This window comes from Myxococcales bacterium (assembly GCA_022563535.1).
GTDB lineage: Bacteria > Myxococcota_A > UBA9160 > UBA9160 > UBA4427 > DUBZ01.
Map to the genome: position 1 here is coordinate 46,393 of JADFNE010000002.1, position 26,684 is coordinate 73,076.

The window sequence follows — 26,684 nt, forward strand, 5'->3', positions numbered from 1 at the left end:
TCAACCCCCAGCCCCCAATCGAGCTGGATGTATGACAGCCTAATTATATTCGCGAGATAAGTCGAGAACCCATCCAAGCCCAAGCACTTCGTCGACCCGTCATGTCATCCAACGCGTATACGAACTCATGCGCCTGTCAATGAGACAATGGCTTACCCTTGATCCCTCAACCTCCCCCTCCCTTGCCCCCCTGCGCGAGCAAAGGGTGTTGGCCATCGGGCACGCTGTTATCTTCCTCCTCTGTGAACCCACCCGATCCCACAAGCCACTCGCGCGCCGTCCGGTCCTGGATCTGGGCAGCCCTATGGGCAGCGTTCATCTGGGCGCTCGGAACCGAATATCTATCCATGGAGAGCACGTCCCGCTTCCTCGGCCAGCTGATCCAATGGCTGCTCCCAAACGTTTCCCAGGTCGATAGCGAGCTGGTGCAGTTCTATGTCCGCAAGACCGCACACGTCGCGGAATACGCCGTGCTGGCCGTGCTGATCCTGCGCGCGCTGTCGGCGGGGCGGCGGCCTGCAATCATCAGGCCTGCACTCGCCGCCCTGGGGCTCGCCACTGCCTTTGCCGCCGCGGATGAAACGCGTCAGAGTCTCTCGGCGGTTCGGCTGGGGTCGGTCTGGGACGTTGCTCTCGATGGGTTTGGGGCGGCGGCCGGAATCGTCCTTCTTCTATTATGTACGCGAGTTTGGAAACGAAGGGGGTTGGTAGATTGGGCTCCGGGGATCTCAAAGACTGTGTCCGCTGAGGACACCCACACAGGAGCTGCCGAATGAACGCTGCGCTGCTCGCCGTCATCGTTCTCGTCGCGTTTGCCCTCGGCTACCGCTTCTATTCCAAGTTTCTCGCGGACGTCGTGTTCCAGCTCGACGCCAGCGAACCCGTGCCCGCCCGGGAGTTGGAGGACGGGGTCGACTACGTCCCGACCCCCCGGCATGTCTTGTGGGGACACCACTTTGCGTCGATTGCCGGGGCCGCGCCGATTGTCGGGCCCGCGATCGCTGTAATCTGGGGCTGGCTCCCGGCGCTGATCTGGATCTGTGTCGGAACCCTGTTGATGGGGGCCATGCACGACTTCTCGGCTCTGGTCATCAGCCTGCGTCATCGGGGACGCTCGATCGGCGAGATTGCGGGCCATGTAATCAATCGCCGGGTTCAGGTGTTGTTCTTGATCGTGATCTCGTTTCTGATCTGGGTCGTGCTCGCGGTCTTTGCCTTCATCATCGCCACCTTGTTCAAGAACAATCCGGCTTCGATCTTCCCAATCAACGTACAAATCGTGGTGGCCATGATCCTCGGCTGGCTGGTGTACAAGCGCGGGATCTCGATGCTCGTACCCTCGCTGGTGGGATACGCGATCCTACTGGGTGCCATCTTCATCGGCGGTGACGTTGCCGCGGCGTTCCCGTTCATCACCGAATTCTCCATCACGACCTGGGTCTGGTTGTTGCTCACCTATTCGTTCGCGGCTTCAGTCATGCCGGTCTGGTTGCTCCTGCAGCCGCGCGACTACCTGAACTCACACCAACTCGTGACAGCCCTCGTGGTTCTGACCCTCGGCCTCTTCACCCTGCAACCGACCATGGTAGCCCCGGTCATCAACTTGTGGCCCGAGGGTGCGCCGTCGATGTTTCCGTTTCTCTTTGTGACCATCGCGTGCGGCGCAATTTCGGGGTTTCACGGTTTGGTGGCGTCGGGCACGACATCGAAGCAGGTGAGTTCGATGACCGACGCCCGGGCGATCGGCTACGGAGGCATGCTCGCCGAGGGTTACCTGGGTCTGTTGGCCACCCTCGCCGCCACCGCAGGCTTCGCCACCGCGGCCGAGTGGTCGAGCCACTACTCGAGTTGGGGAGCCGCCAACGGGCTGGGCTCGAAGCTCGGCGCCTTTGTCGAGGGCGGAGCTCGCTTTGTCGGCAGCTTGGGGATTCCCGTAGAAATGGCCGAGACCTTCATGGCGGTCGTGATCATCGCCTTCGCCGCCACGTCCCTGGACACAGGCGCGCGAATCCAACGACTTGTGCTCTCCGAACTCGGCGAACTCTACGGAATAAAGGTGCTCCGCAACCGGTTCATCGCCGGCGGGCTCGGCATTGCAGCCGCGTTGGTCCTCGCCATAACCCAGGGTGGTGGCAAGGGCGGGCTCGCATTGTGGCCGCTGTTCGGAACGACGAATCAATTGGTCGCGGGGGTGACATTGCTGATCGTCTCGGTCTGGTTGAAGAAGCTCGGGCGACCGGTGATCTACACGTTAGTCCCCATGATCCTGGTCGGTGGGGTTACGGCCTTCGCCATGCTGGGCAACCTGATCGACTACTTCACCAATTTCGAAGAACTGTGGCTGCTCGCATGCGCGGGGTCGGTTGTCCTGGTGCTCGACATCTGGATCATGTTCGAAGGCATCCGCGTACTCTCGAACCCCGACGCCGACGCTCAGTAGAGACTGTTGCCGTTGGCTGCGGGCAAGCTCGCGTTGTCGTAGCGGACGCGGGGCCGCGCATCGCGAATCCCTTCGAGGGTGATCTCGACGCTTTCGGTGTTGGCCGGGTTGGCTTCCGGAACCAGGGCTTTGATCACTCCGGCGTGAACCACCAGCATGAGATGCTCCCCCGCATGCGCGACCGACAGCCGTTCGACGGCTGCCCGCACCCGGGTTCGGATTTCGTTTCGGGTTTCGCCTCCGCCGGGGCGAACGTTCGGGTCCCCGGAATCAAATGCATCGAGCAGTCTACCGTCGGCAACTTCGATTTCTGCGCGGGTCATCCCGGTCCAGCGTCCAATGGCGAGTTCGCGCAGCAGGGCCGTGGGTTGTGGGATGAGTCCGAGACTCTCACCGATCGCCTCTGCGGTCTGGCGGGTGCGCAGCAGATCGCTGCAAAGCAGCCGGTCGATCCGCTCTCCCGAATCCCTGAACCGCGCAGCACAGTCATGGGCTTGCTCGAAACCCCGGGCAGAAAGCGGAGGATTTCCGTGACCCTGCCAGTGCCCGGTGGCGTTCCACAGGGATTCGGCGTGTCGCACAAGGGTAAATCGGGTTTTCTTCACGGCGTCGGCACTATAGGCCATTCGGGTATCGAACATACAACCTCGCGAATTGGCCGGGGGATGCGGACTCTATCGGTCGCCATTCTCCAAATCCGAAGCATTCCCGTTGAGATTCTCGAACGTGCGCCTCGAGTTGCCGGCGTTATTCTCCGTCACCATGACTGAAACCATCGATGTCGGCTGGCTTTCACTCCTCCCTGCACTGGTGACCCTGGGTCTGGCCTTTGCGACTCGCCAGGTGCTACCCGCACTGTTCGCGGGAATCGTCACCGGTTCACTGGTGCTGTTTTCGGTTTCGAGCGACCCGGCCGACCTGAACTTCATCAATCGCTACTTCTTGCCCGCGCTCGGCTCCAAGAAGTACGCCCAGATTCTGCTGATCTATTTATGGTCCCTGGGTGGGTTGATCGGCATCTGGGAAGCCACCGGCGCGGCGCGTCACTTTGCCGACACAATCGGACTGCGTTTTTCAAAGACACGGGAGTCGTCGCTGTTCTTTGCCTGGCTGTTGGGCTGCATCTTTCACCAGGGCGGAACCGTGAGCACGGTGCTCACCGGATCGACGGTGAAGCCGGTCTCCGACGCCCACGGTGTAAGCCACGAAGAACTCTCCTACATCGTCGACTCGACGGCATCCCCAATCGCCACCATTTTGCCGTTCAACGCCTGGCCAATCTTCATCGCGGGCCTGGTTGCCGGAAGCATCACACTAATCCCCGACGAAGCTGCGGGGTACGCCTTTTTCATCAAGAGTCTGCCCTTCAACTTCTATGCGATCCTCGCCGTCGGCTCCACGCTGCTGTTTGCGTACGGCAAACTGCCTTTCGTGTCAGGACCCATGCGCGAGGCCCGTGCACGCGCAATTCGGGGCGAAGGCCTCAACGCACCCGATGCAAAGCCAATGATCGTCGACGAAGCACTCGCGAGTACGGCCGCGCCGAATGAAGGGGCGGGATACGAGCCCGCACTGATCGATTTTCTCTTGCCGCTCGGAATCTTGCTCGGCATCAACATCGTCCCGGTCATGCTCGGCATGGGGAGCTACGTCAATGAAGCCTTCATGGCGTCGGTGCTCTGCGCCATGATCCTGGCCCGGTCTCGGGGCATGTCGCTCGGCCGGGTGCTCGACGGGTTCATCACCGGATGCAGCAAGATGACGATCGGCGCCATCATCCTGGGTCTCGCGGTGACGATCGCCGAAGTTTCAAAGAGCCTCGACACCGCGGCCTACCTGGTCTCGATCGGTGGCGACGCAATTCCCGCAATGGCATTGCCGGCGCTGCTCACCGGGCTCTGCATGATTATCGCCTTTGCGACGGGCACCTCGTGGGGAACCTACGCGGTTGTCTTTCCAATCGCGCTTCCGCTGGCGTGGTCGGTGCTGCCCGATCCTTTGTTCATCCAAATTTGCTTTGGCGCCGTGCTCGGGGGCGCGGTCTTCGGCGATCAATGCTCACCAATCTCCGACACCACAATTCTGTCGAGCATGTTTACCGGTTGCGATCTGATGGATCACGTTCGCACCCAGCTTCCCCTCGCCCTGACGGCCGCGGGGCTCGGGGTCGTGCTCTCGACCCTGTCTGTTGCATTCGTCTGACGCGCCGCCGCCCTGCCCGCAGGTCAAATTCTTCATTTTTGCCGACACTTGTGGGTCGTTCGACCCACTAACAGGTATGAGTCAGCGGCGCTTCAACCACTTCTATATAGAGCTTTGTTGCGCGCAGGATCGGCGTATCGCGAGATATGCGCTGTGGTTGGAATTGTGCGATCGAGGTCTCACCCCTGAGAAGCTGGACCGAGAGGGTCTGCTCTTCTTCTTCGACACACACTTAGATGCGTATCTTGCGCACGGGGGAACCCCGCTCACCCCGCGCTCTCGCAGGCGACTCCGGCGCGCTCTCGAACGCTACAACCCTCGGTTCGCCACCCCCGACGAGTTCATGGAGCGAATCGCGGCCCCGCAAACAACCTAAAGCCGACACAGTTTTACACCGATGACCCGCTGGCGGAGCGCAAATCATGTCTCTCAATCAGCCCAGGGTACGATCCATGGTCCCATCGTTGGTCTCGACGGAGCCCATCACACGGCATGTTCTCGTCCTGATGAGCCCCGAGGAGATGGCGACGGCAGACCTCGCTCGCCGTCTACGCGAGATCGGTGCCCCGACCACGATTGTCGAATCTTTTGAAGAAGTCGAGCAATTGCTCAGCAAGGGAGGCCTGGACGTCGGCGCCTTGTTGATTCCGACTCACTTCTCACCCGGTACATTGACCGAACCACTCGAGACCCTGCGCGCCGTCGCCCCACCAGCGGGAATCAACTTCATCTCCGTAGGCAAGGCCGCTACAAAATCGGACTGCAAGAAACTCCGCAACGCCGGCGTAGAACTCGCCCTGTGGAGCCCCATCTGCGAGGCAGACCTGCGCTTCCAGATCAATCGCGCCCTCTTCGCCAACCACAGCGGATTTGGCAATCGCGGCAATCCGCGGATACCCACGGAGCTTGGTTGCACGGTAACGATTGTGGACCGCACAAAGGAAGCGTTGATTTACAGCTTGGCTGCGAATGGTGCCTTTCTCGCGACTCGCAGAGCGAGCATGACTGGAGCGCAGCTTGGTCTCGAGCTTCGCCTTCCGGGTGGCCCAATTCTGACTGCCGCGAAGGTCGTGTACGCGAACGTTCCCGGGAATTTGCAGCGACCGGGTCTGCCTTTGGGGATGGGGGTGCACTTCGAGCCGCTCGATCGCAGCGACGAGAAGCGGATGAAGAAATACATTTCGGAATGTATTGATCGCCTACAGGTTTAGCTTGCGCCCGACCCCGAATGGGTCCTACGAATCCACGCTCCCCGCCCACCGCACATACAAATCCCGAATTGCCAGCGCCCGATGCGAAATCCGGTCTTTTAGCGCAGGGTCAATCTGTGCCATTGATTGTACGTACCCGTTCGGTTGAAAGATCGGGTCGTATCCAAACCCGCCATCGCCACGCGGGGCATCGAGTATCAAACCACTGCATTCGCCATAGGCCACTACCGTGTCGCCGTCCGGCGTAGCAAGAGCCGCGTAACAAACAAACCGCGCCGTGCGCTTCGCCCCGGGCACATCATTCACAGCAGCCAGGAGCATTGCGCTTCTTTCTCGATCGTTCAGTCCTTCACCCCCGTAGCGAGCCGAGATTGGCCCCGGCGCCCCGGCGAGGGCATCGACCTCGATCCCCGAATCGTCGGCCACCGCGATCTCCCCGATCTGGCTCGCCACCGCCATCGCCTTGGCGATCGCGTTTTCCCGGTAGTCGAGACCTTCTTCGGGAAATGAGACCGGGGCGAAGCGGGCGAGGCCTTCGACTTCGAGGTTCATCGCCTTCAGGATCTGGGAAATCTCGCGTTGCTTGCCCGGGTTGCCGCTTGCGATCACCCAGAGAACTGGCTTGTCAGCCACGCTTGTTTTTCTCGAGGGCTGCGCTGATCGCCTCGGTCTGTAGGATGCTCAGCTCGGCGATACCCTTGAGTGCCATCGACGTCAACTCGTGGAGTTGCTTTTCGCTGAATGTTGTGCCTTCTCCTGTTCCCTGCACTTCGATCAACGCACCGCTTCCAGTCCCCACGACGTTCATGTCTACGTCGGCCCGCACGTCCTCTTCATAGGGAAGATCGAGCATCATCTCGCCGCCGACGACGCCGACGGAAATGGCACCCACGGAATCGCGCAGTGGATTTCTCTTGATGCTTCCGTCGGCGATCAGCCGGCCGCAAGCGATCGCGAGGGAAACGTAGGCTCCAGTGATCGATGCCGTGCGCGTGCCGCCGTCAGCTTGCAGTACGTCGCAGTCGATCCATAGGGTGCGTTCACCCAGGGCCCGAAGATCGGCGACGGCGCGCAGGCTTCGGCCGATCAGACGTTGGATTTCCATGGTGCGGCCGCCCAGCTTGCCGCGGCTGCTCTCGCGCTCACTGCGGCGATCGGTCGAACCCGGCAGCATCGAGTATTCGGCCGTGATCCAGCCTTCACCGCTGCCTTTCAGCCAGCGCGGTACGCCGGTCTCTACGCAAACCGTACACAGCACCTTGGTGTTGCCCATGCTGCAAAGCACCGAGCCCAGCGGGTTCTCGGTAAAATCGGGTATCAGTTCAAACCGTCGCAACTCATCGAGTGCGCGTCCGTCTTTTCTCATGGAATCTCCGGTATCGATTGGGCCCGGCCTAGTCCGCCAGGGAGGCGAGGCCGCGACGCGCATCGTACCGCTTTCCAAAGGCGATCACCGCTCTGGCGAGGGCCTCGGCGACCCGCTGGCGATATCCGGATTTTGAAAGCGAGGCAGCATCTCGATCATTGCTCAGAAAACCGATCTCGATCAGGGCCGCCGGCATCTGGACACCCATCAACACGACGAACGGCGCCTGCTTCACCCCGCGCGACGAAGTCGAGTCGACTTCGGAGAGTTCGGCCTGCGCGAGTTTCGCGAAGGTGCTGGAATCCGCCATGTGATCGGCGCTGATCATGTCCCCCAACAACGCCAGGAACGGATCGAATTGCGCGGACGCCGCACCACCTCGGCCGAGGGCTTTGTTTTCGCGTTCGGCGACCTGGCGAGACGCCGAATCGCTGGCTTCTAGAGAAGCAAAGTAGGTCTCGATACCGCTGGCGCGGCGACTGCTCGCCGCGTTGGCGTGAATCGAAATGAAGAGGTCGCCCCGAGCGTCATTGGCCCTCGAAGTGCGCACTTCGAGGGGCACGAAGCGATCGGTGGTGCGGGTGAGGATGACTTTCAAATCACGAGCCTTGAGCAAGCGCTCTAGACGCGAGGTGACGTCGAGCACGAGTTCCTTTTCGAGGATCCCGTTGGTGCTGGTGGCACCTTCGTCTTTGCCGCCGTGGCCGGCGTCGATGATGACCCGGCTAAATGGCGCCTGATCGCCGACCTCGGACATCGCCGGAGCCGAAACGCCCAATGTGGCGGCTGTCAGCGCCAGAAATATTCGTGCACCAGGGATAATCCTGGCCATCGCCGTCACAATTCGGCTCGCAGTCGATCGCATTCGCCTACCACCCCCCGGCAAACCATACCACGCCGGCGCGCTGCAGCGATGCCCGATGCGCGCCCGAACCCTCAAAGAGTTCGGGCGCGCACCACGAATCTTACGGAACCTACCCGCCGAGACCGACCAGGTTCCCCATCAACTCGTTGGTCACCGATACGACTCGCGTGTTGGCCTGGAAGGCACGCTGATTGATGATCATTCGCACAAACTGGCTCGCGAGATCGACATTGGACTGCTCGAGCGTACTCGACCGCACCGAACCGAAGTTACCCGTGGTCGGCCCGCCGTAGAGCGGCTGTCCGGAGACATCCGACTCAATGCTGCGATTGCTGCCAATGCTGACCAGGCCCTCGAGGTTCGGAAATACCGCCAAACCGAGCTGGGCGACATTGATGTTGGCGCCATTGGAAAACTGGCCGCTCAACACACCATCCAGTCGGATGGATACCGACTGCAGGGTTCCCGGACCGAATCCATCCTGGGAGAATGTATTGACGGTGCTGCCCGCGCCACCGAACTGGGTGGTCGCGTCGCCGGATCCTCCACTAGCGAAGGGCCCGAAGTTCAAGCCGATGACCTGAGTGGGATCCGCGCCCCCGTTGAAGGGGAAGGTGATCGAGTGCGACTCGGACCCATCGATCAGCGCTGCAGCCGAGGCCGGATTGACGCCGATCAAGATGCCATTAGTATCGAACGTGAGAACACCCGAGTCGACCTGAACGAACAGATCACCTGCTGTCGCAACTGCGGTGTCGGTTTCCGCCGGATCAATTCCCACGTAGTAGTTCCACACATTGTCGGTCGCCGTCTTCTCGAAGAAGGTGGTCGCGGCGTGGGGATTGCCGAGGGAGTCGTAAACGGTCGCCACGGTCCGGAAATTTGATGTCGTGTCGGGAGTCGACAGACTGAACCCACCAAGGTCGGTGTCTTGGGCATCAAGGTTCACCGACAACTGGTAGTTGGCGGTCTGACTGGGCGGCGAAACTGCGGAGTTGAGTTGGATCGCACTCAATGTCCCGGACACTGAGCCAGTCGCCTGGTCGATCGAATACCCCTGCAAACGCAATCCGTCCGGAGTGGACAGGAATCCATTCTTGTCGAAACCGAAGATTCCGGCGCGGGTAAACGATCGCGATCCGGCCGGAGTATCGACCACGAAGAACCCGCGACCTTCGATCGCGAGATCGGTCGGTCGCCCGGTATTTTCGAATGTTCCCTGGGAGAAGATGGTGGAGATTCTCGCGGTCTTCACACCCGCGCCGACCTGAGAGAAGCCACCCACGCTGGAAATCGTTTGCCCCAGCACGTCCGAAAACTCGGCTCTGCGCTCCTTGAAGCCGGGGGTATTTACATTGGCGATGTTGTCGCCGACCACCGAAATGGCGGTAGATGTCGCATCCAATCCCGTAACACTGCTGAACAACGCATTTGAAAGTCCCATTGCAGTCTCGCCTCCTGATGGCTCTGAAGTCTCTGTTCCAGAGCAGTTTCTTGGCTGGTCCCGAAGACCGAGCCCAATTCAATTTCGTTCAGTTCAATCCCGATTCGCGCGATCCGCGCGCCACGATCGTTCGAGCGCTCCGGCCCGCAGCCAAACCCAATCAGTTTCCTCCAGGACCTGGTCGAATACGTCCCTGAATTCGACCGGATCAGTTCGGAGAGCGCGATCCCTGCGCCCCATCCATTTGAGAACGCGTTCACCCGCGAGGGCCAGACGCGCACGCAACTTCATACCCATCTTAGATTTCCTCTGAATTGCTGCGAACTTCGAAGACATTCACGAGGTCAACTCGGCGACCGTCCGCGAGTCGCAATACCGTCGTGTCGAACCCCATCGAACTGGCAACCACGGTTCCGATCGATACGCCGTTCCCCCGGACCGTGTTGCCGCCCAGGTTGGCGGAGATTTCAAAAACAACTTCGTCGGGTCCGCGCACGTAATCCTCCGCGCCGGTGGGTCTCGTCCACTCAAAAGTGTTCAGGCCCCGCTGCCAGACCGTGTTCGAGTCGTTTCCTTCAGTGGATGGGTTTACTGCGGGAATCGTGTATAGGGCGTTGCCCTGATCGTCGAGCACTCGTATTTCGACCTTGCTCGCGGGTCCATCGAGATAGAAACTGATCGACTGCGTCTCGCCGGGAGCCGGGACGTCGAGCCGGTCGTCAAACACCGAGACTTCCTTGCCCAGCAGATTGGCCGCAATGAGATCTTCACCGAGGGTATCTCGCTGGTCACCGCCAGCGATCTGGAATTCGACGAGCTTGTCGATGCTCGCCTTGATGGAGATCAACTGCTCGAGACTCGAGAACTGAGCCAGTTGTGCAGAAAATTCCGAAGCATCCTGAGGGTTCAGGGGATCTTGATGTTCGAGTTGAGCCACCAACATGGTAAGAAACTCTGTACGGCCGAGTTCATCGTTTGCCTTCTTGCGTGCTGCAGCGGCGTCCGTCGCAGCCTGCAAACCGAAGTCATTTCCAATATCGAAACTCATGATTGTTCACCTCTTTTGGTCAGCGTATCGTCCTATACCCTGAGATTGATTCGATCGTCGCCATTCCTGGAGTCGTTGCCGCCGCTCGGATGCATCAACGCACTCGCTACGCCTCGAGGAGCCCCTTGCCCCTCTCCGTCTTGCGAGTCGCCGCCCCCATCGGACTCCGATTGATCTCGATCGGCCCGATCGTCGCGAGATGCCGATCCATCGCGGTTCGACCAATTGCGAACCTCGAATTGATCGAGCTTGAGATCCTTCGCCGCCAGGCTGCTTTCGAGAGAGTCCCGGTATTCGGCGACGATGGTCTGGGCCGCGCCCTCTTGCACGTTCATCACGACCTGTACGTCCCCGCCCCGCACGATTACCTGAATCGATAGCCTTCCCAGTTCTGGCGGATGAAGGTGAATTTCTGCCCTGCCACCTCCACGTGCCACCAACCATTCAATGTGCTGTGGGATCGCTTCGGGAGGCATGGGCCGAGAAGCGCTGGGCGGCGCGCTCGGCTCCGCCGTTTCAACCGGGGCCTCGACCGGGAGCGCCACCATGTTTGTCGCTCCCGAGGCGATCGTCGGATCCATGCGACTTTCGATGGACGGGGTCGCCGCCGCGAGGTTTCTCACGCGCTCGGATTCAACCAGGTTCTCGGCAACCGTGGCAGCAGCGATGGCGGTCGACCGGGGGACGGGTTCGCCATGGTGTGCCGAGGCATGCTCGCGTTGGGACGCATCCCGCTGCTCGTTCCCAGTGTCGGATTGTTGCCCGTTCTCCGAGAGAACCGGTGGCTCTACTTTGGCCTCCCGCACCGCGATCGGTTCTGCACCCGTCTGTCGCGCCGGGGCATCGGACTGGACCGGGACTGGACGAGACTCCGCGACCGTCGGTCGCTCCATGCGATGTTCGCTGGCGTGCTCTTGAGCGTTCCGTGCTTGCAGGTTGCGTTGTTCTAGATTGCGTTGTTTCAGGCCGCGCTGTTGCATGTTGCGGTCCTCTGCAATCTCTGCTCGGGCTTCACCTAGATTGGGGCGTCGTTCTTCTGTGCCCTCGGCTTCGGCTCGCTCGGTCGCAGCCGGCTTCAGCTCCGAGGGTGCAGATTCGATGTTTCTCGACTCGATTGGAATTGGCGGAACCGGCGCGCCGCTTCGTGCACCCTCCGCGTGGGAGGCGTTGGATTTGCCGGACCCTTCTCTTGCATAGGCATCGGATTGTGGCAACGAGAGAGCTTCGCGAGCCCGATCCGACATCTGCTGCTGGAACTCGTCGGTTAGCGAGGACTCTTTTTCAACATCTGACGACGCTGTGTCTGCTGCGAGCGAGGCTTCGGTCGAGTCTTCTGCGTCGAAGTCCCGTTCAGCGGGGGCGTCAGCGGCAACCGCGTCGTCATCGACACGTTTTGCTTCCTTGACCCGGTGCTCATCATCAGCACGCCTCTCTTGCCCAGAGGCATGCTCCTGCTCGGAATGACGTTCTGGTTCTAGTTTCTCGGCTGAATCGAGTACGCCCATCAGCGAAGATTCAAAACTCCCACTCTTCGAGTCATCGCGCAGCGGTTCCAGGGGCGTAAGACTCGCACCGCGACTCGGCTCTACGCTTTCAACTCTCATGTTTGACTCCTCTCCATCAACTCAAACTTCTCCAACAGTTTCTTGCTTGGCATGATCTCGCTGCATTCTCGTGCGTTCACTTCGACCGACCTGCCGGAGATACGCTGAGGGGCCGTACCAATCTCCTGCTCACGCTCAACGCACGAGACGAGGGCATTGCCGCGAGAATCAAGGCTGAACTCTTTTGCTTCATCTTGCCGATCACTGCGACCGCAAGGTCGAGTTCGAGGCTCTCGAGCAGGCGCGCTGCCTTGGTAGCTGGCATCGCGGAGTAGACCTTCGAGAGTTTTTTGATGCGATCGCCGTCCTTCAACTCCCAGGCCGCAATGCGATCTTCTATTTCTTGTCGGCTGGCTTCGAGAGCGGCGATTCGTCCCTCGATCAATCTCTCGAGATCGGCAACCGCCGCCTCTCTTCGCGCCATCTCTCGCTCCACTTCGGTGAGCGCTTTTTGTCGCTCGTAAATCTCCTTGAGCAGGCGATCGACCCCCTGGCTCAGGCCGAGCTTCGAACCCGTTGATGCACGGGAATTCATCGTGCCCTCTCCCGCTTTGGCAGTCGAATCGGTCGCCGCGAACACAACCGTCGCGCGGGCCGTCAACACGGCCGCAACCAGTGCCAAGGCGAGACTTCCCCACTTCACGGGCGACTCCCTTCGCGTTCGCCGGGCAACTTCGAGAGCCGCTCGGCCAGCGACCGGGTGCGCCCCGCAACTTCATCCAACAGACCCATCTCTTCGCGCGCACAATCCGCGTCGTAGCGCTCGACCGCGCGTTCCCGAAGCTTTTCGATCGCGCGTACATCGGTGTGAGAGCGGACGACTTCTTCGCGCGCCTGCGTAACCACCATCTGCTCTGCCAAAACACTCACCTGGCTGTTGCGCCACGAACGAAACGCATTCTCGACCGCGAGTTGGAAGAACCCCAGCCGCTGGGACGAAACCCCGCCCTTGGCGCTCGCGCTGAACTCCGCTGCCCGTTCTGATGCGGCAATGCTCGCACTCTCGGTCGTGCGTTCGACGTCAACCAGCCCCGATAGCGCAAGCGCGAGGGTGCGCTGGCGAGTTTCGAGTTCGTGACGGCGAAGTTTCAGCACCGACTCCAGGCGAAATGCAAATCGCTTCACCGAGACCTCCAAACAAGCGCCCTCATTGCACCGCTCCGCCGCTGGTCAAATTGAGAATTTCGCGCAGGGCCTCGACACTTTCTTCGATCGTTGAGCGGTCTTCTAGTGATTGCTGCAGAAACTGTTTCAGCGGTTCATGCAGACTTCGCGCGTTATCAATTCCCATATCGCTACCCGCCTGGTAGGCCCCAATCGAAATCAAATCCTCGGCATCGGCGTAGGTCGCAAGGGCCAACCGCGCAGCGCGCATGAGTTCCATGTGTTCCTTCGATACAACGTCCGTCATTACTCGCGAGACACTCGCGAGCACGTCGATCGATGGAAAGTGGCCGCGCTCAGCGAGCCTTCTCGAAAGACTCACGTGACCGTCGAGCAGCGAACGAGTTGCGTCGGCAATGGGCTCGTTGAGATCGTCACCTTCAACCAAAACGGTGTATATACCGGTGATACTGCCTCCCGAAGCCGCAATCCCCGCTCGTTCGAATAGTTTGGGCAGTTGACTGAAGACCGAAGGCGTATAGCCACGCGTTGTCGGCGGCTCTCCGGTTGCAAGACCGATCTCCCTCAGGGCCGTACAGAAACGCGTGACCGAGTCCATCATCAGGAAGACATGTTTGCCCTGGTCACGGAAAGACTCCGCGATGGCCGTCGCCGCGTGGGCCGCGCGCACGCGCAACAGCGGAGCCTCGTCGCTCGTGGAAACCACCAGAACCGAGCGGGCGAGCGAATCACCCAGATCGCGTTCGATGAAGTCGCGCACCTCGCGCCGACGCTCGCCGATCAGGGCGATCACGGCTACGTCCGCGTCGGTGTGCCGGGCGATTTGTCCGAGCAGAGTCGACTTTCCAACCCCGGAGCCCGCAAAGATTCCCAAGCGCATGCCACGACCCACGGTGCAAAACGCGTTGATGGCCCGCACTCCCAAATCCATGGGTTTGCTCACGCGTTCTCGGGCCACCGCCGATTCGGGAACGCGGTAGAGGGGAACCGTGGCCGCACTGTCCAACGGACCCCCGCCGTCGATCGGGCGCCCCAGTCCGTCGAGTACGCGCCCCAGACAAGCCGATCCTTCGGGAACGACGGCGCGGGTTTCACAGATGCGAAGCCGCGATCCCGGAGCTACCCCTTCGTGTTCCGCCAGCGGCATGAGCAAGAAGCGGCCTTCGCGAAAACCGACGACTTCGGCTTCAAAGGGTCGTGCTCCATCTAGCGGTTCGACGATGCACACTGAACCCAGGCGGGCAGGAATTCCCTCTCCCTCGATGAGGAGGCCGACCAGGGAACACACCCGTCCATCGGCCTGAATCGGTTCGAAGGCTGCGACTCGGGCGATGCAGCTCTCGCCGAAGGAAGCGTCGACAACCGCACTCACGACGACACCTCGGGAATCTCATAGAGCTCGGAAAGGGCTGTCCGCACTCGAGCCAACAACGAAGCGACCCGGGCATCGACATTGGCGACAGCGCCCAGAACGCGAACGTCACCCGGTGCCAACTCGACGCTCGCCTCGATTTTCGCCCCACTCTCGTCGCAGAAGCTCGACAGGGTCTCTGCCATGCCAGCCTGCAGGGCCTGGAAGTCCTCGTTCGAGAGCATGACCCGCAACTTCGCTTCGTCGGGCAGAGTTTCTACAGCACGCTCGACGATCGCCGTAAGTTTGTCGGTGTCGGTCTCGATGCTGTGCCGCAACAATTTTTCAGCGATCGCAACGGCCAGCTCCACGACGATGACGCGCTGTTCACGCAGCGAACTGCGTCGCAACTCGGCCACGCCAGACAACGCTTCCTCGAGGGTTTCGATCAGCCCCCGAAGCTCCTCCGCCTCCTGCCAGGGAAGCTCGGCGCGACCGGCCGCAACGCCTTCAGCATATGCCTCTTCGCGAATTTCCTCCGGCGTGGGCTTGTGCACCACCACAACATCGACTCCGCCACCACCTACACCTGTCGCCACGAAAGTTTTTTCGGGGCCATCCGGATCCGCGATCGGCTTGGCAACAAAATCGATCGCCGTCGCGTTGGGAGCGGGATTAAACGAGGACATCGTCTCCTCCGCCTCCCGCATCGATCGTGAGGGTGCCTTCTTCTTCGAGCCGGCGGGCAATATCGACAATCCCGAGCTGAATCGCCTCGATCTCCGAGAGCTTCATCGGCGGCAGCAGTTCCGATTCTTCGCGGATCTGATCTGCGGCGCGGGACGAAACATTGCTGAACACCTGCTCTTTCATCTCGTCCGAAGCGGTCTTGAGCGCAATCACCAGATCCTCGGTCGGCACTTCGCGCAGCAGCGATTGGAAGCCGCGCTTGTCGATCGAGGAAAGATCGTTGAAGGTGAGCATACGCTTGCGGATCTCGCCGGCGATATCGGGATCTCGGGTGTCCACACCTTCGAGAATCGTTTGACCGTCGCTCTTGGGGACGCCGTTGAGAATCTTCGCAGCGGCATCGGTACCCCCGAGCGGAGTCGGTGCGCCGAGTTCGCGATGAAACATGATCGCGATTTCTTCTTCGAGCTTGAACACGACACCACTGTCCACGACTTCAAGCCCGGCGATCCGCAAGAGGACATCGGACTGAACTCCGTCCGGCAACTCCTTGATGATCTGCGCACCGCGCTCCGAAGAAAGTTGGGCAAGAATCACCGCGATGGTCTGTGGGTGTTCATCCTTCAACTCGTTGGCGATGAAGTCGGAAGAATAGCCTCGTAACGTCCAGTCGATCCTCTTTTCATCACGTCCAAGCTTCTCTTTCAAGCGCTTGGCCCGCTCGCCCTCGAGGGTCTCAGAGATCAAGTTGAGCGCCCGTTCGCGACCCCCGTGAATATTGAGTTCGTGATGGCCGATCGCATCGATAAATTCTTGCAACACCCGATCGAGAATGGTGGCGGCAATCTCGTCAAAGCGAGAAACCGAGGCGAGAATTCGCTCGACTTCGTGGTCCTCCATCTTCGCCAACAATTCGGCCACCCGATCCGGACCCATGGCCAGCATCAAGATCGCGGCCTTCTCCGCACCGGTCAGCATTTCGAATTGAATGGCAGACATGCTCTATCCCGCCATCCAGCTTCGAATGGTCTTCACGCTGTCGTCGGCGCGCTTGGCCGCCAGGGCGTCGACTCGTTCCTGCAACGTGAGTTCGCGTTGGGGCAGTTCTTCTTCTTGTTCGAGTTCCGCATCAACTTCGAGCTGTGCGGCCAGATTCCCGGCGGTCGAGAGTCCGAGCAACTGCGGATTGCTCTCACCCTCGAGCACGGCCGCCAACGGCTGGACCATGAATTTTCCAAACAGAATCAGAGCGAGAAGTAGTCCTACGATATTGAGCACCGTGGTGATCAGTACAGTGACCTGGGGATCGAACCAACCGGGATCTTCTTCGATCGTAATCGTGTGGAATGGCGCGTTGATCAAGCTGAACTCATCCCCGCGCTCTTCCGAAAACCCAATGGCCGCCTTGGCGAGCAGCTCGAAGTGTTCCATTCGCTCTTTGTTCCAGGGCCGGAATCCGCCTTCGCTTTCTTGTGCTTCCTGACCCCCTTCTAGACCTTGGGGCGTGGTGGCTGCTGGGGGCATCCCATCGATCAGAACGGCGACCGATAGACGCTGGATGGTTCCCATGGGCAGAACCGTGTGGCTCACCAACTTGTTGATCTCGTAGTTGATCGTCGAGGTTCTGCGATTGGCAGCGCTCTCACGTCCTCCACCCCCAGTATCCGGAGCAACGGCATCGGCAGCATTGGCACGAATACCCGCCACGCCTCCGGCGGCGGCCACGCTCCCATCTCTGGAATTGTCTTCGCTCAGACGCTCACTGCGCACCACCTGGGAGTCGGGATCGAAGGTTTCTTCGGTCGTCTCGGTCTTGGTCCAATCGAGTTGGGCGTTGACTTGTGCGGAGACATTGCCAATTCCGATCGTGCGCTCGAGCAGAGAAATAATCTGCTTCTCGAGAGACGCTTCGATGCGCGCCTGCTGGGCCATCGCCCCATCAGGTGCGAGAGGACCTGGCGGGCCCGAGCCCATCGGTGCCAGCAGGCGACCGTGATTGTCCACCACGGTAACTCGCCCTGCTTCGAGTCCTTCGATGCTCGAGGCCACGAGATGAACGATTCCGTTTACCTGATCGGGCATCAAATCTCGCCCGGGCTTCAAACGAGTGATCACCGACGCGGTTACGTGCGAGGTTTTCTTCCGCAGGAACACCGATTTCTCGGGGATCGCGATCTGCACCCTGGCAGATTCGATGGAATCAATCTGCTCGATGCTGCGAGCGAGTTCACCCTGCATGGCCCGCTTGTAGTTGATCTTCTGGACGAAGTCCGTAACACCGAAGTTTCCCCTGTCAAAGATCTCAAAACCAACGCCGCTGCCCGCCGGCAGACCCCTTGCAGCGACGCGAATTCGCGCTTCGTGCACCAACGGCGTGGGGACCATGATCGCGGTTCCCCCCTCTTCCAGGCGATAGTCGATGTTTTCCGCGGCCAGGGCGTCGACCACCGCCGCCACTTCACTGTCGCCCAGACCACGAAACAGCAGGCGATATTGTGAATTGGCGGCGCCGTTACTCATCCAGAAGAAGAACGCGAGCGAACCTGCGGCGGTGATCGCCAGGGTTATCTGTCGCGCCGGCGAAAGGTGCTTGAACTGGTCTGCAATTCCACTAAGCCAATTGGGCAATGCTACGTCCTCTCAAGTGCTTCAGTTCTCTCGCGCAATTACACTGCGCGGGTCAATTCCCGATAGGCTTCAAGAGCTCGGTTGCGTACTTCCAACAACATTCGCAGGGATATGTCGGCCTTGTTTACGGCAAGAACGGTCTCCACGATCCCGACCTCGTCCTTGGCAAACATTTCCGCCTTCTTGTCGGCGTTCAACTGCGCTTCGTTTGCTTGATCGAGAATGGATCGAACCATCTCGCCAAAGACATCACCTGGCGTCTTCTCTTTCTCGATCTCCAGAGCCGGGGTCTGCATCTCGATCTTCGCTGGCGCGCTATCTCCGATACGAAACGTCTCCATGACTATGCACCTACTCGCATGATGGCCTCGGACATCGCGCGAACCTTGTTGAACACCATCAGGTTTGCGTCGAAAGACCTGCTAGCCGACATCAAATTGGTCATCTCCTCGACAACATTTACCCTCGGGTATCTCACCAGGCCGTTCTCGTCAGCATCGGGATGGCCGGGTTCGATCCGCGTGATGAAGTCGCGATCATCTTCGAGAATGCGATCCACGCGAACGGCGCGAATTTCTCGCTGCAGGTGATTGGCGAATGGGCCGCCCAGGGCTTCCGAGCGAAACACGGGGTCTAGACGTCGGTACGGCCCGCCTGCGGCTGTGCGCGTGGTCTCCGCGTTGGCGAGATTCGATGCGGTCAGGGTGATCCGCATCCGTTGCGCCTCCAGTCCCGACGTCGCGATATCCATGATGTCTCCAAGCGACATACTTCAACTCCTCAATTTCAATCCGTGTGAAAGGATCATTCTCGCTGTTGTTCATCCACCGGTGACCGCGATCCGCGTGAGTGATGCCAGCCGCGCCAGAATCGACGCGCGACTGGTAAACGCTGCCGTGTTGCGATGGATCGCGATGACTTCGTCATCGAGCTTGACGCCATTACCGTCGGGCCGACTTCCCTTCGGACCGATCTCGAGGCGATGCCGGCTCCCGGGGTCCGAAGAGAGATCTCCGAAGTGTTTGGAGTCGGTCCGGTCCAGGTTCATCACGGCCTTGTCGAAGGTTTCCACAAACTTCAAGTCGCGCCTGCGGTACCCGGGTGTGTCTACATTGGCAAGATTGCCCGCGAGTACCGCGGACCGAGCGAGCCGAAAGTGAATGGCATCTTCGAGCGCGCGAGCACTGCTTCCGTGGAGCAGGTCCAATTCTTCCTACCTCCTTGCATAGCGAACGACATGGGTCGAGATAGCAAGGGGCGTGCCAGGGAAGAAGCAAACTCTGCGCTGTTCTAGGCGGACTAGATCGAGTCTCAGTGCAGCAGTTTTCGATTCGAATCGTTCAGGGATTGCAGGAGAGATTCAGGCTGAAAATGGAGGGGGGAAAATCTTCCGAGTAGCAATCAAGCGAGCCCGTAGGCGCGAATTTTGTTGCGCAGGGTCCGAACATTGATTCCGAGCAGTTGGGAAGCATGAGTTCGATTACCGTTCGCTTCCCTAAGCGACCTTACGACCGCCTCCCGTTCGAGATCGCGTAGGTTCAAGAATCGCGGCTCTTCGCGCGACAACAGCGCAAGCTTACCGTTGCCGGATAGCAATCGTCCGAGATCAACCGATCGGCCGGGAAACAAGACGACGGCCCGCCGCATCAAGTTGTCGACTTCTCGAATGTTCCCGCGAAATGGATGCTCGAGCAGCAGATTGAAGTCAGATTCGCTGAACTGTGGCGGCTCACAGCCGGATTCGCTCGCGTGCCGTTTCAAAAAGAACTGGGCCAGGAGTCGAATGTCACCCTTCCGATCGCGTAGAGCGGGAAGCGAGAGAACCACGACATCGAGTCGGTAAAACAGATCCTCTCGAAATCGACCTTGTGAGACTTCGTCGGCGAGATCCAGACGGCTCGTGGCGATGATGCGACAGTCGACGCAACGTCCGGTAGAAGCGCCCACAGCCATGACTTCACGTTCTTGAAGCAGACGCAAAAGTAGGGCCTGCACCGAAGATGAGGCCTCGTCAACACCATCGAGCAACAACGTGCCCCCGTCGGCCGAAGTGATCGAACCTTCGCGCGCCCCCGAGGCTTCGAGAAGCGCACCGCGTTCTCGGCCGAAGAGTTCTTCTTCCGCACAGGCGTCAGAGAGAGAAGCGCAATCAACCACAACCATTGGCCCGCGCTGTCGAGAACTCTGCCGATGAATCCGCCCGGCCAGCATTTTTTTGCCCGTACCACTCGCACCTTGGATCAGAACGGTTGCGGTGCTAGTTGCCGCAGCTTCGGATTGCCGGAGCACATCTAGAACCACAGAGTCCTCTGTGACAAATTCGGGTTCACCAAGCATCGCCCGTCCCGGAGTCGCACCCGCGAGAACCGCCGACAGCGCATGCTCGAGAAAGTCGATTCGGAAGGGCTTTCGAAGATAGTCACGCGCGCCCTGTTTCATCGCTGCGACGGCAAGTTCGATGGATGGCGACGAACCCATCGCAAATACCACGGGTTTCGGTTCGGTCTGAGCGAGACGGCCCAGGCATTCGAGGTCTTCGGTGCTGTTGACATCCACCAATGCGGCGCGACAGGTGTGCTGACCGACCCGGGCTGCCAGTTCGGCGGGCTCGCCAATGGCATCGACTTCATAACCGGCGTTGCGCACTGCCCGTTCGAGATCCCGGCGCAGACCGGGAGAACGTTCATAGATCAGAACTCTTGGCATGATGCTTCCTGCAGATTCGAGCTTGGAGCGTCCCGGCCTGGGACGACGAGACGCAGATCGCTCGAAAGCGTATCCATGGTCCCCGACAGCACACCGCCCGCTTCCAGTGCAGCGGCTTGAGAATGCTGAACCGCAGACTGCGCCGTCGCGATTTGCGTTTCGTTCAACGCCGTGGCACAGCGACAGAAGAGCGACACTTCAACGGCCTCTTCTTTTTGCGAAATTCCGAGCGTGAACTGGCCACCTTCTCCCGAAAGGACCAGCGCGAGATGGAGCAACTCGGTGCAAAAGCGCCGCACCTGTTCGGGGTTTCCGGTGACGACACCGCGGTCTGGCTCACGCCATTTCCATTCGATCCCGCACGCGGCCAGAGCCGGGGTAAAGCGGCGGCGCAACTTCGTCAATACCGGAGCGAGATCCAAATCGGTCTCGAGCGCGCATGGGGGGGGCACCAGCACGCGCAGCGTCCTCTCCACCAATCCATCGATCTCGGCCACGGCTTCGAAAACCAGCTCGGCGTATGCGCGCGCGTTCGGGGTGAGGGCTTCGCGGTACACCTGGCTGGCCGCCAATTCGATCTGGGCCAAAGGCGTGCGAATTTCGGCCGAAAGCGCCGCCGCGCGGGTTTCCGCTGGAAGGCTGACGGACGGCAGTATGAATTGGCTGCGATTGTCGTCGGGCGTCATTGCACAGCTCCCAACTGATAGCGACTGGCCAAGCTCTCAGCCCTGGCTTCGTACTCGGCAAGTAGGGACCAGGGCCCCGACGCTTGTGATTCCGTTTCTGCATCCTGCGGTCGAGCGTCAGAAGAAATGTCCGTCGTCCAATACTGCGCCTCGTTTTTTCGGGCACCTTCGGGAAGATAGCGAGCGGCAATGGTGTACATCGCATTGGCCCGATCCGTCCGACCTTCACCTCGCAGGCGAGAGGCGGCAAGCATGGCCGCTTCTCCAAATGCCGAGGGTTCGGCCTCTCGTGCGGAATCTGCGATCGAATGGAGCGTGCGCTCCAGCAGTTTCAGGTCATCGGAATTTTTATGACGCTCGACCACCGTTGCGAACAGAAGCGCGAGTGAAACCACTTTCTCTTTCAGCTTGTTGTTCGGCAACAGCTCGCGAAGCAGTTCGCTCGCCGTCTCGTCGTGCTGAAGAGCAATTTCGGCCGCGGCGAGAATGGCCTTCCATTCGAGTATTCGATCGCCACCGTGTCGGATATTCACTTCGGCCGCGGCGCGTGCGAGTGAAACGTCTCCAACCGCCAGCGAAGCACGTGCCAGGGGAAGCGCCACGTCTCCGGCAACCTCCAGTCCTTGGCTCCGGGTCAATGATCGATACAGTTCTATCGCCATCGCATGCAATTGCATGCGTTCGAAACAAACGCCGAGCGCGAGAAATGGCGAAATATCGCTCGTGTATCCGAGCAGGACGCCGTAGCGCCCTCCCAAGCGACGCACGAGTCGCCAACAGTCTTTGTCCTCGTCCGCTTCGAGCACACTGCGGGTCAACAGATGATCGAGATCTCGATCAAAATGTCGAGCCAACACGGGGTCGGCTCCTTCGTAGGCGAGTCTCGTGATGGCAGCGATTCCCTCATCGAGATTTCCTTGCAGCACGAGTTCGTGAACGAGCGCCGCCAGGGCGTAGATCTGCACACCGCGATTCCGACTCGACGTCGCTGCGTGGAGTGTCACCAGCCGAGCGTCTGGGGAGGCCGAACTCACTCCGAGATCGATCTGCCGCACCCGTGCGAGGTCTTCGATGGCATTATTCCCTTTGCGTCCCCACAATTTTCGCAAGCGTACACGGGCTTCTTTGGGGCGACCTTCGAGCACGTCGAGATCGGCGCGGCGTATTTCCATCAGGTCCCGGGCGTTTCGGTCCTGGACAGCCTCTCCGTAGCGATCGAGCCAGGTTTTGGCCGCCCCAAAATCTCTGGAGTCGAGCGCCGCTTCCGATGCGCGAAGGGACCAGTCGGCCATCAGCGCGCCAAAAGCCGCACCATGAGGTAACAGGGTTTCGTATTCGAGTCGCACCGAGCGCGACTTGCCGGAATCGAAACTCAGATCTGTCAGACGCAGGCGCGCCGCCGCCGCCGTGCGCGGATTCTTGGACGATGCGAGTTCTCGATAGAGGATGTGCGCGTTGAACGGCTCCTTGCGCCGGTACAGGAGTTCGGCCCGATAGAACTTCACGCGTTCCAGGGAGAGGGGGTCGTCGCTCGATCCAGAAGACAGCCTGGCGATTCTGCTGAGCGCAGCGTTTGCTTCGGGCAGGAGTCTCAAAGCGATGTCGAGCCGCGCTGATTCGAGAAGTGCACAGACGAGGCGATCGGTTTTTCGCTCATGTTTCGTAATCTGTTCAAGTTGCGCCCGCGCAACGAGTTGTTCATCGCGTCCACGGCCGCGCCGCGCCGCGAGAGTCGCCCGCAACAGCGCAACATCCCGTTCGTGTTCCGCTGGATCTTGCATCGCAACGGTATCCGCGTAGGTGTCCAACAATTTCTTCGATTCTTCAAATTCTCCCGCCGCCATCCCCTTATCGAAGTTTCCGAGTTGGAGGGAAAGACGCGCAGGAATGCAAAGCGGGACTGCTTCAAGTCGCGGGGGATCGAGCAAAGTCGAGCCCAGGATCACATAAGGACTCACAGGAAGTTCCGACCGTTGCTCATTGCTGGCCGAGGCTATCGCCCCCGCGAGAGCCGCAAAGCCAACCAGCAATCCGATGAACATGCTGCGCCTCACCGAAGGTCACTCCGATTCGCAGTCCGGTCTAGCATGAGCCGCTGGACCTCGTACGCGTGTCGAACGATCGCCTCTCGGTCGCGATTTCGGATCGAATGAAACACCAGCGCCACACCAGAACTCGCACCGACCGAACCCACTTCGTTTCCTAAGACGACCCGACCCAGCAGAATGAGTGTTCGACCGCACTCCTCGGGCAGGTCGAGCTGAATTTTGACGAGATCTCCTACGCGATAGATTTCCGGCGCGTGCAGCCGAACACCCGACCCAGAAAGTTCGACCGCGCGCTTTTCCGTCTGCGACAAGGCGAGTTCCACATCGAATCCGGTTTGTTTCAATATGAGATCGAGCTTGTTTTCAATCCGGGTGAGCCTGGCTTCGAGAAGTTTGTCCGTCAGGGACACGCTTTCTGTACACGGAATCCCGAGTTCTCGGGTGAGTTCCTCCGCTTCCGCTTCGGTGAGCCATGTGAGTCGAATCGCAAGTCTGCTGGAAACGCGGAAAAAGTCGCGCCGGCATTCGCCATTGTAGGTATCGGTCTGAACCCCGGGGCTCGCAGCGAACGGCATCAGTGAAACTCCGCAAGAACGTCCCGCATGGCGCGGTCCCATTCTTCGAGGCACGAATCGACCTCGTACTCGAGGAGGTCCGCGACATGAACCCAGTCTCCGTTGGTTTGACCTTCGAGAATCTGTTCGAGCCACCGGGTCAATTCACTCATCGGTTCGATCAGTGTTTGCGCGGCGCTTGGAATCACCGCAGCAACGCCAGAAACTGCCGCAACGAGCACACCCAGGGAATCAGAGAGCTTCGCCATGATATTGTTGGCTTCTTCACTGTGTCCCGTGCGGAACAAATTCACGACTTGGTCCCCTGCGCGACGAACCGCTTCTACGTATTCACTGCTGTGCTGAAGGCTCGACAGTGCGATATCCATCGTCGGCCGCGACTCAACCTCGATGTTCTTGACGCCGTCGATCGAGATTTCTTCCAGAGAATTAAATGAGTCCTCGGGTAGATCGAGACCGTCAATTCGAATGCGCGTCAGCAGGTGTGGTTCATCTGTACCGCTTCCACCACAGCGCTCAATTACCTCTCCGAGATTTTCACACTCAGTGCCGTCGAGAGCATGGGCTACTGCGTTGTGTACGACTCGAATCATGATGCAACTCCCTCCGAACTCCGCACGATCTTCATAATCAATAGGCAAGCCAGATCCCGAGGACTCGTAGCCCTCTTGAGCAAGGCACGTGCCAACACTTGATTCTCACAACACACCGTGTTCGCCTACCGATTCAATCCCGCGCGGATATCCTCAAACAGGCGGAAAAGATGCGCGCGTTCTGCACATTGGAGATGTTGGACGAATCGATCTGGCCAATCGACGCGACGGTGATCTATCCTCTGGTCCCCACCCCCTGGCACCACACTCTTTTCACGGTGAAGAGCTTGCTTGCAACGCGCAATCGCTCGATGGAATGATCCGTACCCCCATCGACCTAGCAACATGTCACGAAGACTGACGGATGGAGGGGACGCGTGAATACGACCACGTCGAACCAGCGCGAGACGAATCACTCGTCTCGAGGCAAGGTCAGCGAGTATCGTTGTCTGGAGCAACTCCCGCCCGAATTCGATGCGTATCGTGTCTGTACGTTGAGAGAACGAGACATTCAGTCTATTCGGGTCTGGCGCAATGCGCAGATCGACGTACTGCGACAAGCTGCACCCATCTCAGCTCTCGAACAAGAGCGCTACTACGCGGATGTAGTGCGTCCGGGTTTTCGGCTGTCGAGACCCAACTTGATCTTGTTGAGTCTACTACGCCGGGGCTCCTGCATCGGCTATACGGGCCTCACGAACATCGACTGGCCAGCTGGGCGCGCCGAAATTTCCTTCCTTCTCGATCCTGATCGCGTCGATGATCCGAGCATCTATCGGCGAGATTTTTCAGCTTGCCTGAAACTGCTCTCCTATACGGCATTCGAGATCCTCGGCTTCCAGCGACTCTTTGCTGAAACATTCGATGTCCGCCCTCTGCATGTCGATATTCTCGAGGCCGAAGGTTACGTGCTCGAAGGAAGGCTGCGAAATCACGCCCGGGTCGAGGGGCATCTCGTAGATTCGCTATTGCATGGCCTGCTGGGTCAGGACTGGCGAGCGGGGCCTTGCTCGCTCGATTCCACCGATCGAGGGTAAGCGGGTCGATCGATCGCCAGAGGATTGGACGACGCTACGCTTCGGCGCGCTGTCGGGCGAGCAGCAGCGGGTCGAGCCTCGATTGCAATTCGTCCAAATCGATGGGCTTACGTACAAAGCTATTCGCCCCGGATCGGATCGCGGTGCGAACCTTGGCTTCGCTGGGCGTGGCAGACATCATCAAGATCGGTACCTCTCGGAGGTGCTCATCTTCTCGCAAGCATTCCACAAAATCCAATCCCGTCCGAATGTCGAGATCCCATTCGATGATGAACGCCCCGACTTCGGCAAACTCATCCAACTCGTCCGGGTCAAATTCTTCGGGATCGATGGTCCAGATCGAGTGGATCATGTCGTCTTCCAGGTCTTCCATCTCGTTGCGGGTCTCTTCGTTCGGCTCAATGAAAACGATCGAGGTCGATTCGATCGCATCTTCGTCCAGCTCCCCCTGGTCTTCCTCTGATCCTGAAGATTCAGCGAACGGGCCAATGTCGACACCGAACCACTCATGGGCGACGTTCGGCGGGAAAACGATCACCAGACTTTCGTCGCCGTAGCCGGGGATGTTTACCGGGAAGTGGCAGCGAAGATATTCCGCATCGACGAGCCACTCGGTGTCTTCCATGGGAGATGTGAGTTCAACGGTCGATAGAACGCCTACAGGAGGGAGCCCGTACTTGTCGGTGAACAGACGGCTCAGCACCGCGGTGCCCAGATTCATCACTTCGCCGAACGCGTCGAGGGTTTCTTCGTCGAGGGGCAGCTCGCGCATCTCCTTGAGTCGCTCTTCGGTATGCCCCATCAGGAGACACGCAAGGGTGACCGCCATGGACCTGGAAACCAGGCAATGGTATTGCTCCTCGGCATTCTTCTTGTTCTTGCAGGTAGTTCGGGCGAGGGGTTGTTCGTCCTCGATCACGGAGTCGGCCCGCACCGTCTCGATCCGAGGAGTTCCGATCGTGATTTCGGCGCCCACCAGAGCGCGCAAGTCTTCGGTAAATGCCCTGGCGTAGGCCAGACCGATCACCGCCAGATCCTGGGTCTCTAGGGGTTCAGCCACGTCGC

Annotated in this window: 28 protein-coding genes; 5 read left to right on the forward strand and 23 right to left on the reverse strand. The window is 59.7% G+C overall.

Annotated elements, in window-relative coordinates; translation table 11 throughout:
* Window positions 1-242 precede the first annotated feature (242 nt).
* Both IH881_00925 and IH881_00930 read left to right on the forward strand, forming a co-directional pair.
* The gene (locus tag IH881_00925; protein ID MCH7866227.1) at window positions 243-776 is read left to right on the forward strand and encodes a VanZ family protein; all 534 of its coding nucleotides are present in this window, start codon (window positions 243-245) and stop codon (window positions 774-776) included.
* Window positions 773-2,440: a carbon starvation protein A gene (locus IH881_00930; protein ID MCH7866228.1), complete on the forward strand. Its 1,668-nt coding sequence runs from the start codon at window positions 773-775 to the stop codon at window positions 2,438-2,440. Before IH881_00925 ends, IH881_00930 begins: the two co-directional genes overlap by 4 nt.
* Here IH881_00930 and IH881_00935 read toward each other — a convergent pair.
* Window positions 2,434-3,081 carry a histidine phosphatase family protein gene (locus IH881_00935; GenBank protein MCH7866229.1) on the reverse strand — a complete coding sequence of 216 codons (648 nt, stop codon included), beginning with the start codon at window positions 3,079-3,081 and terminating at the stop codon, window positions 2,434-2,436. The two genes, IH881_00930 and IH881_00935, sit on opposite strands and share 7 nt — an antisense overlap.
* Window positions 3,082-3,151: 70 nt before the next feature.
* On the opposite strand from IH881_00935, the gene IH881_00940 reads away from it, so the two are divergent.
* Both IH881_00940 and IH881_00945 read left to right on the forward strand, forming a co-directional pair.
* Window positions 3,152-4,642 carry a sodium:proton antiporter gene (locus IH881_00940; protein ID MCH7866230.1) on the forward strand — a complete coding sequence of 497 codons (1,491 nt, stop codon included), beginning with the start codon at window positions 3,152-3,154 and terminating at the stop codon, window positions 4,640-4,642.
* Between the two features lie 422 nt (window positions 4,643-5,064).
* The gene (locus IH881_00945; GenBank protein ID MCH7866231.1) at window positions 5,065-5,853 is read left to right on the forward strand and encodes a PilZ domain-containing protein; all 789 of its coding nucleotides are present in this window, start codon (window positions 5,065-5,067) and stop codon (window positions 5,851-5,853) included.
* Between the two features lie 24 nt (window positions 5,854-5,877).
* Here IH881_00945 and IH881_00950 read toward each other — a convergent pair whose 3' ends face one another.
* The 21 genes from IH881_00950 to IH881_01050 all read right to left on the reverse strand — a co-directional run bounded on the left by IH881_00950 (window position 5,878) and on the right by IH881_01050 (window position 24,582).
* Window positions 5,878-6,462 carry a non-canonical purine NTP pyrophosphatase gene (locus IH881_00950; protein MCH7866232.1) on the reverse strand — a complete coding sequence of 195 codons (585 nt, stop codon included), beginning with the start codon at window positions 6,460-6,462 and terminating at the stop codon, window positions 5,878-5,880.
* A 16-nt stretch (window positions 6,463-6,478) separates the two neighbouring features.
* Complete coding sequence (rph, locus tag IH881_00955) at window positions 6,479-7,219, reverse strand: ribonuclease PH (protein MCH7866233.1); 741 nt, start codon at window positions 7,217-7,219, stop codon at window positions 6,479-6,481.
* Window positions 7,220-7,247: 28 nt separating this feature from the next.
* Window positions 7,248-8,051: an N-acetylmuramoyl-L-alanine amidase gene (locus IH881_00960; GenBank protein ID MCH7866234.1), complete on the reverse strand. Its 804-nt coding sequence runs from the start codon at window positions 8,049-8,051 to the stop codon at window positions 7,248-7,250.
* A 142-nt stretch (window positions 8,052-8,193) separates the two neighbouring features.
* Window positions 8,194-9,528, reverse strand: a complete 1,335-nt coding sequence (locus IH881_00965) for a flagellar hook protein FlgE (protein ID MCH7866235.1) — start codon at window positions 9,526-9,528, stop codon at window positions 8,194-8,196.
* A gap of 93 nt (window positions 9,529-9,621) precedes the next feature.
* Window positions 9,622-9,819, reverse strand: coding sequence for a hypothetical protein (locus IH881_00970; protein MCH7866236.1), 198 nt, complete (start codon window positions 9,817-9,819; stop codon window positions 9,622-9,624).
* Between the two features lie 7 nt (window positions 9,820-9,826).
* Complete coding sequence (locus IH881_00975; protein ID MCH7866237.1) at window positions 9,827-10,576, reverse strand: hypothetical protein; 750 nt, start codon at window positions 10,574-10,576, stop codon at window positions 9,827-9,829.
* Window positions 10,577-10,608: 32 nt separating this feature from the next.
* Complete coding sequence (locus IH881_00980) at window positions 10,609-12,180, reverse strand: flagellar hook-length control protein FliK (GenBank protein ID MCH7866238.1); 1,572 nt, start codon at window positions 12,178-12,180, stop codon at window positions 10,609-10,611.
* A 76-nt stretch (window positions 12,181-12,256) separates the two neighbouring features.
* The gene (locus IH881_00985; GenBank protein MCH7866239.1) at window positions 12,257-12,823 is read right to left on the reverse strand and encodes a hypothetical protein; all 567 of its coding nucleotides are present in this window, start codon (window positions 12,821-12,823) and stop codon (window positions 12,257-12,259) included.
* Window positions 12,820-13,305, reverse strand: coding sequence for a flagellar FliJ family protein (locus IH881_00990; protein MCH7866240.1), 486 nt, complete (start codon window positions 13,303-13,305; stop codon window positions 12,820-12,822). The genes IH881_00985 and IH881_00990 overlap by 4 nt, the downstream gene beginning before the upstream one ends.
* A 22-nt stretch (window positions 13,306-13,327) precedes the next feature.
* Window positions 13,328-14,638: a FliI/YscN family ATPase gene (locus tag IH881_00995; GenBank protein ID MCH7866241.1), complete on the reverse strand. Its 1,311-nt coding sequence runs from the start codon at window positions 14,636-14,638 to the stop codon at window positions 13,328-13,330.
* Window positions 14,639-14,673: 35 nt separating this feature from the next.
* Window positions 14,674-15,345 (reverse strand): hypothetical protein, encoded by a 672-nt coding sequence (locus tag IH881_01000; GenBank protein ID MCH7866242.1) that lies wholly within the window; start codon window positions 15,343-15,345, stop codon window positions 14,674-14,676.
* Window positions 15,332-16,345 carry a flagellar motor switch protein FliG gene (gene fliG, locus IH881_01005; protein ID MCH7866243.1) on the reverse strand — a complete coding sequence of 338 codons (1,014 nt, stop codon included), beginning with the start codon at window positions 16,343-16,345 and terminating at the stop codon, window positions 15,332-15,334. The genes IH881_01000 and fliG overlap by 14 nt, the downstream gene beginning before the upstream one ends.
* 3 nt (window positions 16,346-16,348) lie before the next feature.
* Window positions 16,349-17,974 carry a flagellar M-ring protein FliF gene (gene fliF / locus IH881_01010; protein MCH7866244.1) on the reverse strand — a complete coding sequence of 542 codons (1,626 nt, stop codon included), beginning with the start codon at window positions 17,972-17,974 and terminating at the stop codon, window positions 16,349-16,351.
* A gap of 38 nt (window positions 17,975-18,012) precedes the next feature.
* A complete protein-coding gene (gene fliE / locus IH881_01015; GenBank protein MCH7866245.1) occupies window positions 18,013-18,315 on the reverse strand; it encodes a flagellar hook-basal body complex protein FliE in 303 nt (100 codons plus the stop codon).
* Between the two features lie 2 nt (window positions 18,316-18,317).
* Entirely contained in the window at window positions 18,318-18,743 is a 426-nt protein-coding gene (gene flgC / locus IH881_01020) for a flagellar basal body rod protein FlgC (protein MCH7866246.1), read from the reverse strand.
* 51 nt (window positions 18,744-18,794) lie between these two features.
* Complete coding sequence (flgB, locus tag IH881_01025; protein ID MCH7866247.1) at window positions 18,795-19,181, reverse strand: flagellar basal body rod protein FlgB; 387 nt, start codon at window positions 19,179-19,181, stop codon at window positions 18,795-18,797.
* Between the two features lie 194 nt (window positions 19,182-19,375).
* Window positions 19,376-20,680, reverse strand: coding sequence for a sigma-54-dependent Fis family transcriptional regulator (locus IH881_01030; GenBank protein ID MCH7866248.1), 1,305 nt, complete (start codon window positions 20,678-20,680; stop codon window positions 19,376-19,378).
* On the reverse strand, window positions 20,665-21,366 hold the full coding sequence (locus IH881_01035) for a HAMP domain-containing histidine kinase (GenBank protein MCH7866249.1): 702 nt from the start codon (window positions 21,364-21,366) through the stop codon (window positions 20,665-20,667). The genes IH881_01030 and IH881_01035 overlap by 16 nt, the downstream gene beginning before the upstream one ends.
* Window positions 21,363-23,420: a hypothetical protein gene (locus tag IH881_01040; protein MCH7866250.1), complete on the reverse strand. Its 2,058-nt coding sequence runs from the start codon at window positions 23,418-23,420 to the stop codon at window positions 21,363-21,365. Before IH881_01040 ends, IH881_01035 begins: the two co-directional genes overlap by 4 nt.
* On the reverse strand, window positions 23,417-23,989 hold the full coding sequence (locus tag IH881_01045; GenBank protein ID MCH7866251.1) for a PilZ domain-containing protein: 573 nt from the start codon (window positions 23,987-23,989) through the stop codon (window positions 23,417-23,419). The genes IH881_01040 and IH881_01045 overlap by 4 nt, the downstream gene beginning before the upstream one ends.
* Entirely contained in the window at window positions 23,989-24,582 is a 594-nt protein-coding gene (locus tag IH881_01050; protein ID MCH7866252.1) for a hypothetical protein, read from the reverse strand. The genes IH881_01045 and IH881_01050 overlap by 1 nt, the downstream gene beginning before the upstream one ends.
* Before the next feature lie 377 nt (window positions 24,583-24,959).
* Here IH881_01050 and IH881_01055 point away from each other — a divergent pair, with 377 nt between their 5' ends.
* A complete protein-coding gene (locus IH881_01055) occupies window positions 24,960-25,619 on the forward strand; it encodes a GNAT family N-acetyltransferase (protein ID MCH7866253.1) in 660 nt (219 codons plus the stop codon).
* 34 nt (window positions 25,620-25,653) lie between these two features.
* Here the strand turns inward: IH881_01055 and IH881_01060 are convergent, their stop codons facing one another.
* On the reverse strand, window positions 25,654-26,679 hold the full coding sequence (locus IH881_01060; protein MCH7866254.1) for a response regulator: 1,026 nt from the start codon (window positions 26,677-26,679) through the stop codon (window positions 25,654-25,656).
* Window positions 26,680-26,684 lie beyond the last annotated feature (5 nt).